26 protein-coding genes and 1 pseudogene are annotated in these 13,875 nt (G+C 43.5%); 26 read left to right on the top strand and 1 reads right to left on the bottom strand.

Annotated features, from left to right (window positions below; translation table 11 throughout):
• Positions 1-14: 14 nt before the first annotated feature.
• The 26 genes and pseudogenes from rplD to rplQ all read left to right on the top strand — a co-directional run bounded on the left by rplD (position 15) and on the right by rplQ (position 13,137).
• Positions 15-617 carry a 50S ribosomal protein L4 gene (gene rplD, locus FOR85_RS10545; protein WP_068408479.1) on the top strand — a complete coding sequence of 201 codons (603 nt, stop codon included), beginning with the start codon at positions 15-17 and terminating at the stop codon, positions 615-617.
• Entirely contained in the window at positions 614-964 is a 351-nt protein-coding gene (rplW, locus tag FOR85_RS10540; protein ID WP_144297878.1) for a 50S ribosomal protein L23, read from the top strand. Before rplD ends, rplW begins: the two co-directional genes overlap by 4 nt.
• 11 nt (positions 965-975) lie before the next feature.
• Entirely contained in the window at positions 976-1,803 is an 828-nt protein-coding gene (gene rplB / locus FOR85_RS10535; protein ID WP_068408475.1) for a 50S ribosomal protein L2, read from the top strand.
• A gap of 12 nt (positions 1,804-1,815) precedes the next feature.
• Positions 1,816-2,091: a 30S ribosomal protein S19 gene (rpsS, locus tag FOR85_RS10530; protein ID WP_010196682.1), complete on the top strand. Its 276-nt coding sequence runs from the start codon at positions 1,816-1,818 to the stop codon at positions 2,089-2,091.
• 10 nt (positions 2,092-2,101) lie between these two features.
• The gene (rplV, locus tag FOR85_RS10525) at positions 2,102-2,431 is read left to right on the top strand and encodes a 50S ribosomal protein L22 (protein WP_068408473.1); all 330 of its coding nucleotides are present in this window, start codon (positions 2,102-2,104) and stop codon (positions 2,429-2,431) included.
• 3 nt (positions 2,432-2,434) lie between these two features.
• Positions 2,435-3,269, top strand: a pseudogene (gene rpsC / locus FOR85_RS10520) (30S ribosomal protein S3).
• On the top strand, positions 3,167-3,580 hold the full coding sequence (rplP, locus tag FOR85_RS10515) for a 50S ribosomal protein L16 (RefSeq protein ID WP_068034608.1): 414 nt from the start codon (positions 3,167-3,169) through the stop codon (positions 3,578-3,580). The pseudogene rpsC and the gene rplP overlap by 103 nt, the downstream one beginning before the upstream one ends.
• Entirely contained in the window at positions 3,580-3,777 is a 198-nt protein-coding gene (gene rpmC / locus FOR85_RS10510) for a 50S ribosomal protein L29 (protein WP_068408469.1), read from the top strand. The genes rplP and rpmC overlap by 1 nt, the downstream gene beginning before the upstream one ends.
• A complete protein-coding gene (gene rpsQ, locus FOR85_RS10505) occupies positions 3,774-4,046 on the top strand; it encodes a 30S ribosomal protein S17 (RefSeq protein WP_068408467.1) in 273 nt (90 codons plus the stop codon). The genes rpmC and rpsQ overlap by 4 nt, the downstream gene beginning before the upstream one ends.
• 181 nt (positions 4,047-4,227) lie before the next feature.
• A complete protein-coding gene (rplN, locus tag FOR85_RS10500; RefSeq protein ID WP_010196702.1) occupies positions 4,228-4,596 on the top strand; it encodes a 50S ribosomal protein L14 in 369 nt (122 codons plus the stop codon).
• A gap of 8 nt (positions 4,597-4,604) precedes the next feature.
• Complete coding sequence (rplX, locus tag FOR85_RS10495; protein WP_068408465.1) at positions 4,605-4,922, top strand: 50S ribosomal protein L24; 318 nt, start codon at positions 4,605-4,607, stop codon at positions 4,920-4,922.
• A gap of 21 nt (positions 4,923-4,943) precedes the next feature.
• Positions 4,944-5,480 (top strand): 50S ribosomal protein L5, encoded by a 537-nt coding sequence (rplE, locus tag FOR85_RS10490; RefSeq protein ID WP_068408463.1) that lies wholly within the window; start codon positions 4,944-4,946, stop codon positions 5,478-5,480.
• 12 nt (positions 5,481-5,492) lie between these two features.
• Positions 5,493-5,798: a 30S ribosomal protein S14 gene (rpsN, locus tag FOR85_RS10485; protein ID WP_068408462.1), complete on the top strand. Its 306-nt coding sequence runs from the start codon at positions 5,493-5,495 to the stop codon at positions 5,796-5,798.
• An 11-nt stretch (positions 5,799-5,809) separates the two neighbouring features.
• Positions 5,810-6,208: a 30S ribosomal protein S8 gene (gene rpsH / locus FOR85_RS10480; protein ID WP_068408460.1), complete on the top strand. Its 399-nt coding sequence runs from the start codon at positions 5,810-5,812 to the stop codon at positions 6,206-6,208.
• 194 nt (positions 6,209-6,402) lie between these two features.
• A complete protein-coding gene (gene rplF / locus FOR85_RS10475) occupies positions 6,403-6,936 on the top strand; it encodes a 50S ribosomal protein L6 (protein ID WP_068408459.1) in 534 nt (177 codons plus the stop codon).
• An 11-nt stretch (positions 6,937-6,947) separates the two neighbouring features.
• Positions 6,948-7,298 carry a 50S ribosomal protein L18 gene (rplR, locus tag FOR85_RS10470; protein WP_068408457.1) on the top strand — a complete coding sequence of 117 codons (351 nt, stop codon included), beginning with the start codon at positions 6,948-6,950 and terminating at the stop codon, positions 7,296-7,298.
• A gap of 2 nt (positions 7,299-7,300) precedes the next feature.
• Positions 7,301-7,816, top strand: coding sequence for a 30S ribosomal protein S5 (gene rpsE, locus FOR85_RS10465; RefSeq protein WP_068408455.1), 516 nt, complete (start codon positions 7,301-7,303; stop codon positions 7,814-7,816).
• Positions 7,817-7,838: 22 nt separating this feature from the next.
• The gene (gene rpmD, locus FOR85_RS10460; RefSeq protein WP_068408453.1) at positions 7,839-8,018 is read left to right on the top strand and encodes a 50S ribosomal protein L30; all 180 of its coding nucleotides are present in this window, start codon (positions 7,839-7,841) and stop codon (positions 8,016-8,018) included.
• Complete coding sequence (gene rplO / locus FOR85_RS10455) at positions 8,018-8,458, top strand: 50S ribosomal protein L15 (protein WP_068408451.1); 441 nt, start codon at positions 8,018-8,020, stop codon at positions 8,456-8,458. Before rpmD ends, rplO begins: the two co-directional genes overlap by 1 nt.
• 19 nt (positions 8,459-8,477) lie before the next feature.
• The gene (gene secY / locus FOR85_RS10450; RefSeq protein ID WP_180952577.1) at positions 8,478-9,809 is read left to right on the top strand and encodes a preprotein translocase subunit SecY; all 1,332 of its coding nucleotides are present in this window, start codon (positions 8,478-8,480) and stop codon (positions 9,807-9,809) included.
• A 32-nt stretch (positions 9,810-9,841) separates the two neighbouring features.
• On the top strand, positions 9,842-9,958 hold the full coding sequence (gene rpmJ / locus FOR85_RS10445) for a 50S ribosomal protein L36 (RefSeq protein ID WP_011279805.1): 117 nt from the start codon (positions 9,842-9,844) through the stop codon (positions 9,956-9,958).
• A 254-nt stretch (positions 9,959-10,212) separates the two neighbouring features.
• Complete coding sequence (rpsM, locus tag FOR85_RS10440) at positions 10,213-10,569, top strand: 30S ribosomal protein S13 (protein WP_058025564.1); 357 nt, start codon at positions 10,213-10,215, stop codon at positions 10,567-10,569.
• 20 nt (positions 10,570-10,589) lie between these two features.
• Positions 10,590-10,979, top strand: a complete 390-nt coding sequence (gene rpsK / locus FOR85_RS10435; RefSeq protein ID WP_058368279.1) for a 30S ribosomal protein S11 — start codon at positions 10,590-10,592, stop codon at positions 10,977-10,979.
• Between the two features lie 48 nt (positions 10,980-11,027).
• Positions 11,028-11,669, top strand: a complete 642-nt coding sequence (gene rpsD, locus FOR85_RS10430) for a 30S ribosomal protein S4 (protein ID WP_068408447.1) — start codon at positions 11,028-11,030, stop codon at positions 11,667-11,669.
• 81 nt (positions 11,670-11,750) lie between these two features.
• Positions 11,751-12,758, top strand: a complete 1,008-nt coding sequence (locus FOR85_RS10425; RefSeq protein WP_068408445.1) for a DNA-directed RNA polymerase subunit alpha — start codon at positions 11,751-11,753, stop codon at positions 12,756-12,758.
• 19 nt (positions 12,759-12,777) lie between these two features.
• On the top strand, positions 12,778-13,137 hold the full coding sequence (gene rplQ, locus FOR85_RS10420; protein WP_068408443.1) for a 50S ribosomal protein L17: 360 nt from the start codon (positions 12,778-12,780) through the stop codon (positions 13,135-13,137).
• A gap of 78 nt (positions 13,138-13,215) precedes the next feature.
• Here rplQ and FOR85_RS10415 read toward each other — a convergent pair whose 3' ends face one another.
• Entirely contained in the window at positions 13,216-13,836 is a 621-nt protein-coding gene (locus FOR85_RS10415; protein WP_093069565.1) for an L-threonylcarbamoyladenylate synthase, read from the bottom strand.
• Between the last annotated feature and the right edge of the window lie 39 nt (positions 13,837-13,875).

Here is a 13,875-nt window from a genome sequence, read left to right as displayed (position 1 = left end):
GCAAGGGGATTAACGTGGATTTAAAAACAGTTACAGGGGCGGCAGTTGAGCTTTCTGATACGGCTTTCGGTCGTGAATTCAACGAAGCATTAGTGCATCAGGTCGTCACCGCATATCTTGCTGGTGCTCGTCAAGGTACACGCGCTCAGAAAACCCGTGCCGAAGTTTCTGGTGGTGGCATCAAGCCATGGCGCCAAAAAGGTACTGGTCGCGCTCGTGCAGGTTCTATTCGTAGCCCAATCTGGCGTTCAGGTGGTCGTGCATTCGCAGCCAAACCACAAGATTGGTCACAGAAAGTTAACCGCAAAATGTATCGCGGTGCGATGCAGTGCATCCTAGCCGAATTGATTCGCCAAGAGCGTTTGATTTTGGTTGAAGAGCTAAGCGTTTCTGGTCCTAAGACCAAAGAGCTGATTGCAAAGTTAAATGATTTGGGCGCACCTCGTGCACTCATCGTCACCAAAGAAGTTGACGAAAATCTATACTTAGCTGCGCGCAACATCCCACACGTCAATGTACTTGGTACAAACGAAGTGGATCCAGTGAGCTTGATTGCTTTTGATAAAGTAATCATGTCAGTTGAAGCTGCGAAACAATTTGAGGAAGCACTAGCATGAATAACGCAAGACTTTATCAGGTCTTAAGAGGGCCTGTATTCTCAGAAAAATCTCAAATGCTTGGCGACTCACTTGGTGTACAGGTATTTAAAGTTGACTCTAATGCTACTAAGCTTGAAGTCAAAAAAGCGGTTGAGATGATGTTCGAAGGCGTTGAAGTTTTAAAAGTAAACACTTTGAATGTTAAAGGTAAGACAAAGCGTTTTGGTAAAAATATCGGCCGTCGTAATGACTATAAAAAAGCCTACGTTACCTTAAAAGCTGGTCAAGATGTACAAATGGCTGATGCTGGTGAAGAAGTCGCAAACATGACTGCTTCTACTAGTGAAACAGCGAACAACGAATAAGGATTACACTCATGCCTATCGTAAAAGCAAAGCCAACATCACCAGGCCGTCGTTTTGTTGAAAAAGTGGTGCATCCACACCTTTACAAAGGTCGTCCTTTTGCAGCGCTTCTCGAATCAAAAAGTAAGTCAGGTGGTCGTAACAATAATGGTCGCATCACGACTCGTCACGTTGGTGGTGGTCATAAGCAGCATTATCGTATTATCGATTTTAAACGTACTAAAGACAATATCCCAGCTGTGGTTGAGCGTATCGAATACGATCCTAACCGTACTGCACACATTGCTTTACTTAAGTACGCTGACGGCGAACGTCGCTATATCATTGCTGCTAAAAAACAAGCAGTTGGCGATACCGTCATGTCAGGAGAGAACTCTCCAATCCGTCCAGGTAACTGCTTACCACTGAAAAACATCCCATTGGGTACTGTGATACACAATATCGAACTTAAAATCGGTAAAGGTGCACAGCTAGCTCGTTCTGCGGGTGCCAGCGTTCAGCTACTAGGTCGTGACGGTATTTATGCTATTCTACGTCTACGCTCAGGTGAAACTCGCCGCGTACACGTGAACTGCCGTGCTGTTATTGGTGAAGTTTCTAACACTGAAAATAACTTGAAATCACTTGGTAAAGCCGGTGCTTCACGTTGGCGCGGTGTTCGTCCTTCTGTTCGTGGTGTCGCTATGAACCCGGTTGATCACCCACACGGTGGTGGTGAAGGTCGTAACAAAGGTCGCCATCCAACCAGCCCTTGGGGTCAGAAGTCTAAAGGACTTAAAACGCGTCATAATAAGCGTACTGACAGTATGATCATCCGCCGCCGCGCCAAGAAGAAATAAAGGAAGAATTTCATGCCTCGTTCATTGAAAAAAGGTCCATTCATAGACGCGCACTTATTTGCTAAAGTTGAGAATGCATTAGACACCAACTCACGCAAACCAATTAAAACTTGGTCGCGCCGCTCGATGATTTTGCCACAAATGGTTGGCCTAACCTTGTCTGTTCACAACGGCCGTACTCACGTACCGGTTATCGTAAGCGAGCAGATGGTTGGTCATAAACTAGGTGAATTTGCCCCGACTCGTACATATCGTGGTCATGGCATTGACAAGAAAGCTAAGAGATAAGGTGCTTACCATGGAAGTAACTGCAAAATTACGCGGTGCCGCCATATCGGCACAAAAAGTTAGACTCGTTGCTGATGAAGTTCGTGGCAAATCTATCGAGCGTGCTTTGGATATCCTAACGTATAGTAATAAAAAAGGCGCTGTCTTCGTTAAGAAATGTCTTGACTCAGCCATCGCCAATGCCGAACACAACAACGGTTTAGATATCGATACTCTTAAAGTATCAACCATCTACGTTGATGAAGGCATTACGCTAAAACGTATCCTACCACGTGCTAAAGGTCGCGCTGATCGTATCAGTAAGCGTACTTGTCACATCACTATAAAGGTAGGAGAATAAGTTATGGGTCAAAAAGTACATCCAATCGGAATTCGTCTTGGTGTTGTCAAAAAGCATAACGCAAACTGGTATGCTAACCCTAAACAATACTCAGAATACCTCATCAACGACATTCAAGTTCGTGAGTATCTACGCAAAAAACTAGACAACGCTATGATCAGCAACATTATGATTGAGCGTCCTACTGGTGCTGCTAAGATTACCATCGCCACTGCGCGTCCTGGTATTGTTATCGGTAAAAAAGGCGAAGATATCGAAAGACTTCAAAAAGAATTGACCAAAATTATGGGCGTACCTGCTCAGGTCAACATTGAAGAAATCACATCACCTGATCTTGATGCACGTTTGGTAGCAGACGGTATCGGCAGCCAGCTTGAGCGCCGTGTTATGTTCCGTCGTGCGATGAAACGCGCCGTACAGAACAGCATGCGTTCTGGTGCTAAAGGTATTAAAGTTGAGCTGTCTGGCCGTCTTGGCGGTGCTGAGATTGCTCGTACTGAATGGTACCGTGAAGGTCGTGTGCCATTGCATACACTCCGCGCTGATATTGACTACGCGTCAATTCGTGCAGAAACCACATACGGCACTATCGGTGTAAAAGTTTGGATTTTCCGTGGCGAAATCCTTGACGGTATGAACAGCGTGTATAATCCCGTCAAAGAAGAGCAGACTCGTGCGCCAAAACGCCGTGGTCGTGGAAACGGAAACCGTCGAAACACAGACAGAGGTTAAACTATGTTACAGCCAAAACGTACCAAGTTTCGTAAAATGCACAAAGGTCGTAACACAGGTCTTGCTCACCGTGGAAGCACCGTTGCATTCGGACAAATTGGTCTAAAATCGTTGACTCGTGGTCGTATGACTGCCCGTCAAATCGAAGCAGCACGTCGTACCATCACTCGTAAAATTAAGCGTGGCGGTAAGATTTGGATTCGTGTATTCCCAGACAAACCTATTACCAACAAACCACTAGAAGTACGTATGGGTAAAGGTAAAGGTCCAGTCGAGTATTGGGTATGCGAAATCAAACCTGGTAAAGTGCTATATGAACTCGAAGGGGTTTCAGAAGAACTTGCTCGCGAAGCGTTAACGCTTGCTGCAGCAAAACTGCCCTTTAAAACTACCATTGTTAAGCGGACGATAATGTAATGAAGATCAGTGAATTACGTGATAAATCATTAGAAGAACTGACTCAGTTACTTGATGAAAAGCAACTTGATGCTTTCCGTATTCGTATGGCTAAAGCAACGGGTCAGTTGGGTAACACCCATGAAGTCAGAAGCAATCGTCGCACGATTGCTCAGATTCAGACTTTGATTAACGAGAAACAACGAGGCGACTCATGAGCGATAACAATCAAACAGCTAATGCTAGCGTATTGACAGGACGAGTTGTCAGCGACAAGATGGACAAATCCATCACAGTTTTGATTGAGCGTCTGGTTCGTCATCCTTTGTATGGCAAACAGCTTCGTCGTTCTACAAAAATCAAGGCTCATGATGAAGATAACGTTTGTCAACAAGGCGACCTTGTCCGCATCAAAGAAACGCGTCCAATCTCAAAAACCAAGTCTTGGACTTTGGTTGAAGTGGTTGAAAAAGTAGAAAAAATCTAAGTAAATTGCATTAAAAGCCAGAAGCTGTTAAAATAGCCGCCTTTTTAAGGATGCTGATTGCGCCGAGCGTATATCACTCACATTAAGAGTAGCAGCGGTTATTAATATTAAAATGCCGACTACTCATTCTGTGCTAGCGGCAGCAACTGGTTTTTATTGCTCATACGTGTGGAGTAACGCTATGATTCAGGTTGAATCGATGCTGGAAGTTGCAGACAATAGCGGTGCAAGACGAGTTCAGTGCATTAAAGTACTGGGTGGCTCTCATCGTCGTTATGCATCAGTTGGCGACATTATTAAAGTAACGGTTAAAGAAGCCATTCCGCGTGGTCGTGTTAAAAAAGGCGACGTGATGAATGCTGTAGTTGTACGTACCAAAAAAGGCGTTCGTCGTCCTGATGGTTCAGTTCTGCGTTTTGATGACAATGCTGCGGTATTGTTGAACCAAAACAAAGCACCGATAGCAACTCGTATTTTTGGACCGGTAACTCGTGAACTACGTGGTGATCAGTTTATGAAAATTGTATCACTAGCACCAGAAGTATTGTGAGGTAATCCATGTCAAAATTACGTAAAGGCGATACAGTTATCGTGATTGCTGGGAAAGACAAAGGCAAGCAAGGTACTGTACAAGCTGTAAAAAACGATCGTATTAAAGTTGAAGGCATCAACATTGTCACCAAACATCAGAAACCAAATCAGGCAACTGGTACTGAAGGTGGCATCGTTAAGCAAGAAGCTTTTTTGCATATCTCAAATGTCGCAATTTTAAATGCGCAAACCCAAAAAGCTGATCGTATTACTTATCAGTTCGGTGAAGACGGCAAGAAACAACGCGTCTATCGTTCGAACGGTGAAGTAGTGGCGACTGCGTAAGACACTAAGGGTGTAATGGTAATGGCAAGATTAAAATCTTTATATAACGAAGAATTAAAGCAACAAATCAAAGAAGAGCTTGGTTTGGCGAACGTGATGCAAGTGCCTAAAATCACTAAAATCACGCTTAATATGGGTGTAGGCGGCGCGTCTCAAGACAAAAAATTGCTTGAAGGTGCTGTAGCTGACATGACCGCTATCGCTGGTCAAAAACCTGTCGTCACCAAAGCGCGCAAATCAGTTGCTGGCTTTAAAATTCGTGAAGAATGGCCAATTGGCTGTAAAGTAACGCTGCGCGGTGAGCAAATGTACGAATTTTTAGATCGTCTCATTGCCATTGCAATTCCTCGTATTCGTGATTTCCGCGGTTTTTCACCTAAAGCCTTTGACGGACGTGGTAACTACTCATTGGGTATCAAAGAACAAATCGTATTCCCAGAAGTAGACTTTGACAAGATTGATCGTATCCGCGGTATGGATGTGACCATCACCACGTCAGCTGGTAATGATGAAGAAGGTCGTGCGTTGCTTAAAGCATTCGGCTTCCCATTTAAATAAGGTAAAGACGTTATGGCAAAGAAGAGCATGATTAACCGCGAATTAAAACGCGAAAAAATGGTTGCTAAATATGCTGAAAAGCGTATTAAGCTAAAAGAAACTATCAGTGATATCAACGCATCAGACGAAGAGCGTATGGAAGCGATGCTAGAGCTACAAGCCCTACCACGCAACGCATCACCAGTACGTCTACGCAACCGTTGTGCTATCACTGGTCGTCCTCACGGTTACTTCCGCAAGTTTGGCTTATCACGCAATATGCTGCGTGAGCGTGTCATGCAAGGCGATGTGCCTGGTGTTCGTAAAGCAAGCTGGTAAGGAGTAACGATATGAGTATGCAAGATACCGTTGGGGATATGCTAACCCGTATTCGTAACGCACAAATGGCTAATAAAGTATCGGTAGCAATGCCGAGCTCTAAACTACGTAAATCAATCGCTGACTTATTAGTAAGCGAAGGTTATGTAGCCAGCGCTGTTGTGACTGAGCAAGAAAATAACAAAGCAACTTTGACCATCGAGTTAAAATACTTCGAAGGCAAAGCGGTTATTGAAACGATCCAACGTTATAGCCGTCCTGGCCTACGCCAGCATCGCGGTAAAGACGCTATCCCTACTGTTAAACAAGGTATGGGTGTTGCTATCGTATCAACCAGCCAAGGTATCATGAGCGATCGTGCTGCACGCGCTGCTGGTATCGGTGGTGAAATCGTTGCATTCGTTGCTTAATTAGCAATCATTGCTATCGGTAACGAGACGATAAAGTCTACTTGATCTTCGTTGGGCACTTATCAATTTTATCATACATATTTTTTAACATTGATAGGTGCCTAATGCAGTCAATTATGCTAAACTAACACGCTTTTTAGCCTGTTAGTTTTTTCGCTAATAAAAGTAAGTTAATTTTTTTAAGGAATATTCCTATGTCTCGTGTGGCTAAAGCCCCAGTAGCACTGCCTAGCGGCGTAAGTGTTACTTTGAACGATCGGCAGGTCGAAGTTAAAGGCAAAAATGGCAATATGTCTTTACGCCTGCATGAATTGGTCGAGCTAAAACAGGAAGATGATGCAATTCTTCTCTCACCTGCAGCCGATTCAAAAGAAGCCATGATGCATACTGGCACCATGCGCTCTTTACTAAACAATTTAGTAATAGGCGTAAATGAAGGTTTTGAAAGACGCCTTCAACTTATTGGTGTTGGTTATCGCGCTCAAGCTACTGGTAATAAAGTAACGCTAAACGTTGGTTACTCACATCCAGTAGAATATACGCTACCTGAAGGTGTATCAGCTGAAACCCCAACGCAAACTGAAATCGTTTTAAAATCAAACGATAAGCAGCAGCTTGGTCAAGCAGCGGCTAATATCCGCGGTTTCCGCCCACCAGAGCCTTATAAAGGTAAAGGTATTCGTTATAGTGACGAGCATGTGATTCGCAAAGAAGCCAAGAAAAAATAAGGTGAGTTGAAATGTTTGATAAAAAAGCAGCTCGTCTACGTCGAGCAAAGAAAACCCGTGCACATATCCGTTTTTTAGGCGTAAATCGCTTAACGGTTAATCGCACCCCAAGACATATTTATGCCCAAATTATCTCTCCAAACGGTGGTGAAGTGATTGCTCAGGCATCTACCTTAGACAGCAGCTTACGTTCAGGTGCAACTGGTAACGTTGATGCAGCGACGTCTGTGGGCCAATTGATCGCAGAACGCGCAAAAGCAGCTGGTATTACTAAAGTTGCCTTTGACCGTAGTGGTTTTAAATATCATGGTCGAGTAAAAGCTTTAGCTGAAGCTGCTCGCGAAAACGGATTGGAGTTTTAATCATGGCTAGAAATGATAAAAATGATAAAAATGAACAGACTGACGGTCTAGTAGAACGCTTAGTTACCGTTGATCGCGTTGCAAAAGTGGTTAAAGGTGGTCGTATTTTCTCATTTACTGCGCTAACCGTAGTGGGTGATGGCAATGGCCGTGTTGGTTTTGGTCGTGGTAAAGCACGTGAAGTGCCAGCTGCTATCCAAAAAGCACTTGAAGCTGCTAAGCGCAACATGATTACTGTTGAGCTTGATGGTGCAACATTGTTCCATCCGATCAAAGCACGTCATGGTGCTAGTAAAGTCTACATGCAGCCTGCATCTGAAGGTACTGGTGTAATCGCTGGTGGCGCAATGCGTGCAGTATTAGAAGTTGCTGGTGTTAAAGACGTTTTAACGAAATCTCATGGTTCTACCAACACGGCAAACGTTGTACGTGCAACATTCAACGGTTTACGTGATATGTCAACTCCAGAAAAGATGGCAGCAAAACGTGGTAAATCTGTAGACGAAATCTTGGGTTAACTTAGAAACTAGGTGAGTTACGATGAAAAAAATGAAAGTCACTCAATTTAAATCGGGTGCCCATCGCCTCAAGAGCCACAAAGCGAGCTTGAAAGGATTGGGTTTACGCCGTATTGGTCATACTGTTGAAGTAGAAGATACTCCTTCAACCCGTGGTATGGTCAATCGCGTCAACTACATGGTAAAAGTGGAGGAAGCGTAATGGGACTTAGATTAAATGAATTATCACCAGGTGTTGGCGCGAAAAAAACTGCCCAACGTCGTGGTCGTGGTATCGGTTCAGGTCTTGGCAAAACTGGTGGTCGCGGTGTAAAAGGTCAGAAATCTCGTTCAGGTTCTAGCATCCGCTCAGGATTTGAAGGTGGTCAAATGCCTTTATATCGTCGCCTACCAAAATTTGGCTTTACCAGTAAAATGGCAATGACGACTGCTGAAGTTCGTCTGTCTGAATTAAACAAAGTCGAAGGCGATGTGGTTAGCATTGAAACACTAAAAGCTGCTAACGTTATCCGTCATGACATGAAACGCGTTCGTATTATGTTGTCAGGCGAAGTCACTAAAGCTTATACTTTTAAAGGTATCAAAGTGACTAAAGGCGCCAAGCAAGCAATCGAAGCTGCTGGTGGTAGCATCGAGGAGTAGTAACGTGTCAAAACAATCAATGTCATCGACTGGTATACCGCTCAATCCATTTGCCTTTATACGTAAGTATGATGAATTATGGACGCGTTTATTATTCTTAATCGGCGCATTGATTGTTTATCGTTTAGGGTCACATATTCCAGTACCGGGTATCAATCCGGTTAACTTGGCTGATCTGTTTTCGCGCAACGAAAATACCATTTTGAGCATGTTTAACATGTTCTCAGGTGGTGCACTAGAACGTATGTCCATCATGGCACTTGGCATCATGCCATATATTTCAGCATCTATTATCGTTCAGATGATGTCGGCGGTATTGCCATCGCTTGAAGCCCTCAAAAAAGAAGGCGAAGCGGGACGACGTAAGCTAAACAAGTACACCCGTCAAGGGACACTTGGATTAGCACTAGTACAGTCATTAGGAATGTGTGCTGGCCTTATCAGTCAGAATCTTACCTTATCTACTGGTTTGACTTTTTATATTCCAGCGGTTACCTCATTGGTAGCTGGCGCTATGTTCCTAATGTGGCTTGGTGAGCAAATTACAGAACGCGGCGTGGGTAATGGTATCTCAATGCTCATCTTTGCGAGTATTGTGGCTGGTACGCCAGGTATGATTTCGCAGTCTATCGAACAGGTCAATCAAGGGCAGATGAACTTGATTGTACTTTTTATCTTTGTATTGCTAGGCATCGCGGTGACTGCCGGTATCGTTTATATTGAACGAGCGCAGCGCCGTGTCCCAGTAAACTATGCGCAGAAGCAACAACAAGGTCGCAAAATTTATGCTCAGCAGCAGTCGCATTTGCCGCTTAAGCTAAATATGGCAGGGGTTATTCCCGCTATTTTTGCCAGCTCGTTATTGTTGTTTCCAGCAAGTTTAGGACAATGGGTTGGTCAATCGGCTGATCCTACTTTTACACAAAAGATATTACAAAATATGGCATTGGTGTTGTCTCCAGGGCAGCCGCTGTATTTGGTTCTGTTTGGCGCAATGATTATTTTCTTCTGTTACTTTTACACGGCATTGGTATTTAGTCCGCGTGAAGTTGCTGAAAACCTTAAACGTAGTGGTGCGTATATCCCAGGTATTCGCCCCGGACAACAAACTCAGCGTTACCTTGATCATGTATTAAACCGACTGACCTTTATTGGCGCGATGTATATGACGGTTATTTGTTTAATGCCAATGGTCGTGCAGTCATCGTTTGGTGTGCCGTTTCAACTTGGTGGTACGTCATTACTGATTATGGTGGTTGTGGTAATGGACTTCATTTCGCAAATCCAAGCGCATTTGATGACCCATCAATATCATGATCAGACGTTAATTCAATCGCCCACTCAACCTTAAATGAGCGGTACGATATCTCAAAGGAGTATGCTATGAAAGTTCAAGCATCAGTTAAGAAGATTTGTGGTAGCTGTAAAGTTGTGCGCCGTAAAGGTCGTGTACATGTTATTTGTACCGCAGAACCTCGCCACAAGCAACGTCAAGGTTAATGTTTTAAAGACATAAAGCGTCACGCTTATTGGTTTTATAAAATTAATACTTGAAAAATAACGGCGGATGCGATATCATCCGCCACTTGCCGTAGTTTATGCAAAATCTTTTATAAAATGGTCAATGAAGAGACTTGTTATCAAGTTGAAGCAGCGATAATAATTATAAAAGCTTTAGTATTGACAGCAACAAATCTGAAAAATAACGCTTTATTAATGAATAAAGCTTATTTTTCTTTAATGGAGAGAAATCAATGGCTCGTATTGCCGGCGTAAACATTCCGGATAATAAGCATGCTGTTATTTCACTAACTTATATCTTTGGTATAGGTCGTACCACTGCTCAGAAAATCTTAGAAGCAGTTGGCATTGCCCCTACTACTAAAGTTAGCCAGTTAGATGATACACAGTTAGATGCTATCCGTGCACAAGTTGCAAATTACATGACTGAAGGTGATCTTCGTCGTGAAGTGTCAATGAATATCAAGCGCTTGGTTGATCTTGGTTGTTACCGTGGCATCCGCCATCGCCGTAACCTACCAGTTAGAGGTCAGAACACCAAGAACAACGCTCGTACTCGTAAGGGTCCGACACGCCCTCTCAAAAGATAATTAACTTAGGAAGCTAAAAGATGGCTAAAGACACTCGTAGTCGCAAAAAAGTGACTCGTCGTTCAGTATCGGAGGGCGTTGCCCATATCCATGCGTCTTTTAATAACACCATTGTTACGATTACCGATCGTCAAGGTAATGCACTGGCTTGGGCCACTTCAGGTGGACAAGGCTTCCGTGGTTCACGTAAATCTACACCATTTGCAGCTCAGGTTGCAGCTGAAGTCGCTGGTAAAGCGGCTCAAGAATACGGTGTTAAGAATATCGACGTTTTGGTCAAAGGACCAGGACCGGGTCGTGAGTCTGCGGTAAGAGCACTTGGTGCATTGGGTTATAAAGTTAACAGCATCTCTGATGTGACCCCAATCCCACACAATGGTTGCCGTGCGCCGAAAAAGCGCCGCGTCTAATATTAAAGACGAAGCTTTTTATCATAAGAGCTTATAGGAGACATAACAATGGCCCGTTATATTGGACCAAAACTCAAATTATCACGTCGTGAAGGTACAGACTTAGGCCTTAAGTCTGGTGTTAAACCATATGACGTAAAAACGAAAAAAGCGGCTCGTCCACCTGGTCAACATGGTGTCAGCCGTAATAAGAGCTCAGAGTACTCTCTACAGTTACGTGAAAAACAAAAAGTTAAGCGTATCTACGGTGTACTAGAGCGTCAGTTTGCTAACTACTATAAAGAAGCTGCTCGTAAGCGTGGCGCTACTGGTGAAAACCTACTAGCAATGCTTGAGAGTCGCCTTGATAACGTCGTTTATCGCATGGGCTTTGGCTCAACTCGTGCTGAAGCACGTCAGCTAGTTAGCCATCGCACTGTGATGGTAAAAAAAGCTGGCCGCGATGAGTTTGTTCGTGTGAACATTCCATCAATTCAGTTGCAAGATGGTGATGTCGTCGCTATCCGTGAGAAGTCTCGCGAACAACTACGTATTAAAAACGCTATTGAACTAGCGACACAACGTGGTATTCCAGAATGGCTAGATGTTGACCACAGCAAGCTACAGGGCACGTTTAAACAAGCGCCTGATCGCATTGATCTACCTGCTGAAATCAACGAAAGCTTGATCGTTGAGCTATACTCTAAGTAAGTAACGTACTGCTCGATGTTATAATAATAGCATTGAGCAATTGACGTTAATTAAACCAGTTTAATAAATCGAGGTGACATCATGATGCTAAGTGCAACTGAGTTTCTAACGCCGAACGCCATTAACGTGGATACGGTTAATGAAACAATTGCGAAAGTCACGCTCGAACCGTTAGAACGCGGCTTTGGGCATACTTTAGGTAATGCCTTACGTCGCATCTTGTTATCTTCATTACCTGGTGCTGCAGTCATTGAAGCTGAGATTGATGGTGTTGACCATGAATATTCAACGCTTGAAGGACTACAAGAAGACGTGCTTGACTTGCTTTTGAACTTAAAAGGCTTGGCAATCACCCTTCATGACCAAAATGAAGTATTCTTGACCTTGGATAAACAAGGTCCAGGCACTATTACTGCTGCAGACATCACGTTGCCGCATAATGTCGACATTATCAATCCAGAATTGGTATTAGGTACATTAAGCGACCGTGGTCATCTTAAGATGCGTTTGCGTGTGGTAATGGGTCGTGGATATGAGCCAGCAAACCAGCGCCGTGAAGATGGTGACACTAAAGCGATTGGACGCTTAAAGCTTGATGCAAGTTTTAGTCCAGTACTGCGTGTTGCTTATCAGGTTGAGAACGCACGTGTAGAACAACGTACCGATCTTGATCGTCTTATCATCGAGCTTGAAACTAATGGCACTATCGATCCAGAAGAAGCAATTCGTAAAGCAGCCACTATTTTACAACAGCAGATTTCTATCTTTGTTGACCTAGAAGCTGAAGAAGCGCCTGAGCCTGTGAAAGAAAAAGAAGAGGTTGATCCGGTGCTATTACGCCCTGTGGACGATCTTGAACTAACGGTTCGCTCAGCCAACTGCTTGAAAGCTGAAAACATTTACTATATCGGTGATTTGGTACAGCGTTCAGAGACTGAACTACTAAAAACCCCAAATCTTGGTAAGAAATCATTGACCGAAATCAAAGACGTATTAGCGTCTAAAGATTTAGAGCTCGGTATGCGCCTAGACAATTGGCCACCAGCTGACCTTCGTGTCGATGATCGCTTTTCTTATCGTAGCCGTTAAACTTTAAGGATTTTTGACTATGCGCCATCGTAAGAGTGGAGTCAAGCTGGGTCGTACCGGCAGTCATCGTAAGGCAATGTTTCAGAACATGACCAACTCATTATTTGAGCATGAACTGATCAAAACAACTTTACCAAAAGCAAAAGAATTGCGCCGTGTTGCTGAGCCATTAATCACTTTGGCTAAAGAAGACAGCGTTGCTAATCGCCGTTTGGCATTTAGCCGTATGCGTAGCAAAACTATGGTAGGTAAATTATTTGGCACGTTAGGTCCTCGTTACCAAACTCGTCCAGGTGGTTATTTGCGTATCGTAAAATGCGGTTACCGTGATGGTGACAATGCGCCAATGGCTTATGTAGAATTGGTTGATCGTGACTAATTTTATACGCTCATTGTATAATAAAAAAAGCTCCAATAATTTGGAGCTTTTTTTATGCCTTTTATTCTTAAAATTTTTTTATGGTACGAGTGAGCTGACGTCAGCAGCACCTTGTCTGATGATTTCGGGCTGATTAGTGGTCATATCGACGATAGTAGTCAGTTTGGTGGTTTTGATACCCGCATTAATGAGACCATCTATTTGATTACCGAGTAACTCTTCAATCTCAAATGGATCATCCAATATCTCATCTCGATGCGGCAATATGAGTGAACTGGTCAATATAGGTTCATCCATCGCTGCTAGCAATGCTTGCGCAATAGGATTGCTTGGCACGCGAATACCAATGGTTTTTTTCTTAGGATGCGCCAACTTCTTAGGTACATCTTTGGTGGCGTTTAAGATAAAGGTAATCGGTGCCGGTGTATGGGCTTTTAGCTGTTTAAATTGCACATTGTCTACCGTGGCATAGTTGGCAATTTCACTTAAATCGCGACATAACAAGGTAAATTGATGCTTATCATCAAGCTCACGGATGTGTTTTAATTTTTCTAGCGCGTCTTTAGCGCCTAAGCGGCAGCCAAACGCATAACTGGTATCGGTAGGATAGATAACTAATTGATCATTACGTAATAAATCCGCTGCTTGTTCGATAAGCCGCGGTTGTGGGTTGTCCGGATGAATGTAAAATACTTGCATGATTTTTCCTTATTTTTTAATTATAGAGTGCTTCGTAGG

Origin of the sequence: Psychrobacter sp. YGAH215, from assembly GCF_007280595.1 — a bacterium.
Classification (GTDB): Bacteria; Pseudomonadota; Gammaproteobacteria; order Pseudomonadales; family Moraxellaceae; genus Psychrobacter; species Psychrobacter faecalis.
This window is presented reverse-complemented; position numbering and strand designations above follow the sequence as displayed.

Excerpts from the sequence above, each read along its gene's own strand:
- rpmD (WP_068408453.1), top strand. The coding sequence starts at position 7,839 with ATGAAAAAAATGAAAGTCACTCAATTTAAATCGGGTGCCCATCGCCTC.
- rplN (WP_010196702.1), top strand. The coding sequence starts at position 4,228 with ATGATTCAGGTTGAATCGATGCTGGAAGTTGCAGACAATAGCGGTGCA.
- rpsK (WP_058368279.1), top strand. The coding sequence starts at position 10,590 with ATGGCTAAAGACACTCGTAGTCGCAAAAAAGTGACTCGTCGTTCAGTA.
- rpmC (WP_068408469.1), top strand. The coding sequence starts at position 3,580 with ATGAAGATCAGTGAATTACGTGATAAATCATTAGAAGAACTGACTCAG.
- FOR85_RS10415 (WP_093069565.1), bottom strand. The coding sequence starts at position 13,836 with ATGCAAGTATTTTACATTCATCCGGACAACCCACAACCGCGGCTTATC.
- rplQ (WP_068408443.1), top strand. The coding sequence starts at position 12,778 with ATGCGCCATCGTAAGAGTGGAGTCAAGCTGGGTCGTACCGGCAGTCAT.
- rplE (WP_068408463.1), top strand. The coding sequence starts at position 4,944 with ATGGCAAGATTAAAATCTTTATATAACGAAGAATTAAAGCAACAAATC.
- rpsS (WP_010196682.1), top strand. The coding sequence starts at position 1,816 with ATGCCTCGTTCATTGAAAAAAGGTCCATTCATAGACGCGCACTTATTT.
- rplF (WP_068408459.1), top strand. The coding sequence starts at position 6,403 with ATGTCTCGTGTGGCTAAAGCCCCAGTAGCACTGCCTAGCGGCGTAAGT.
- rpsE (WP_068408455.1), top strand. The coding sequence starts at position 7,301 with ATGGCTAGAAATGATAAAAATGATAAAAATGAACAGACTGACGGTCTA.
- rpsH (WP_068408460.1), top strand. The coding sequence starts at position 5,810 with ATGAGTATGCAAGATACCGTTGGGGATATGCTAACCCGTATTCGTAAC.
- rplX (WP_068408465.1), top strand. The coding sequence starts at position 4,605 with ATGTCAAAATTACGTAAAGGCGATACAGTTATCGTGATTGCTGGGAAA.
- rplW (WP_144297878.1), top strand. The coding sequence starts at position 614 with ATGAATAACGCAAGACTTTATCAGGTCTTAAGAGGGCCTGTATTCTCA.
- rpmJ (WP_011279805.1), top strand. The coding sequence starts at position 9,842 with ATGAAAGTTCAAGCATCAGTTAAGAAGATTTGTGGTAGCTGTAAAGTT.
- rpsQ (WP_068408467.1), top strand. The coding sequence starts at position 3,774 with ATGAGCGATAACAATCAAACAGCTAATGCTAGCGTATTGACAGGACGA.
- secY (WP_180952577.1), top strand. The coding sequence starts at position 8,478 with ATGTCATCGACTGGTATACCGCTCAATCCATTTGCCTTTATACGTAAG.
- FOR85_RS10425 (WP_068408445.1), top strand. The coding sequence starts at position 11,751 with ATGATGCTAAGTGCAACTGAGTTTCTAACGCCGAACGCCATTAACGTG.
- rpsN (WP_068408462.1), top strand. The coding sequence starts at position 5,493 with ATGGCAAAGAAGAGCATGATTAACCGCGAATTAAAACGCGAAAAAATG.
- rpsD (WP_068408447.1), top strand. The coding sequence starts at position 11,028 with ATGGCCCGTTATATTGGACCAAAACTCAAATTATCACGTCGTGAAGGT.
- rplO (WP_068408451.1), top strand. The coding sequence starts at position 8,018 with ATGGGACTTAGATTAAATGAATTATCACCAGGTGTTGGCGCGAAAAAA.
- rplP (WP_068034608.1), top strand. The coding sequence starts at position 3,167 with ATGTTACAGCCAAAACGTACCAAGTTTCGTAAAATGCACAAAGGTCGT.
- rpsM (WP_058025564.1), top strand. The coding sequence starts at position 10,213 with ATGGCTCGTATTGCCGGCGTAAACATTCCGGATAATAAGCATGCTGTT.
- rplV (WP_068408473.1), top strand. The coding sequence starts at position 2,102 with ATGGAAGTAACTGCAAAATTACGCGGTGCCGCCATATCGGCACAAAAA.
- rplB (WP_068408475.1), top strand. The coding sequence starts at position 976 with ATGCCTATCGTAAAAGCAAAGCCAACATCACCAGGCCGTCGTTTTGTT.
- rplR (WP_068408457.1), top strand. The coding sequence starts at position 6,948 with ATGTTTGATAAAAAAGCAGCTCGTCTACGTCGAGCAAAGAAAACCCGT.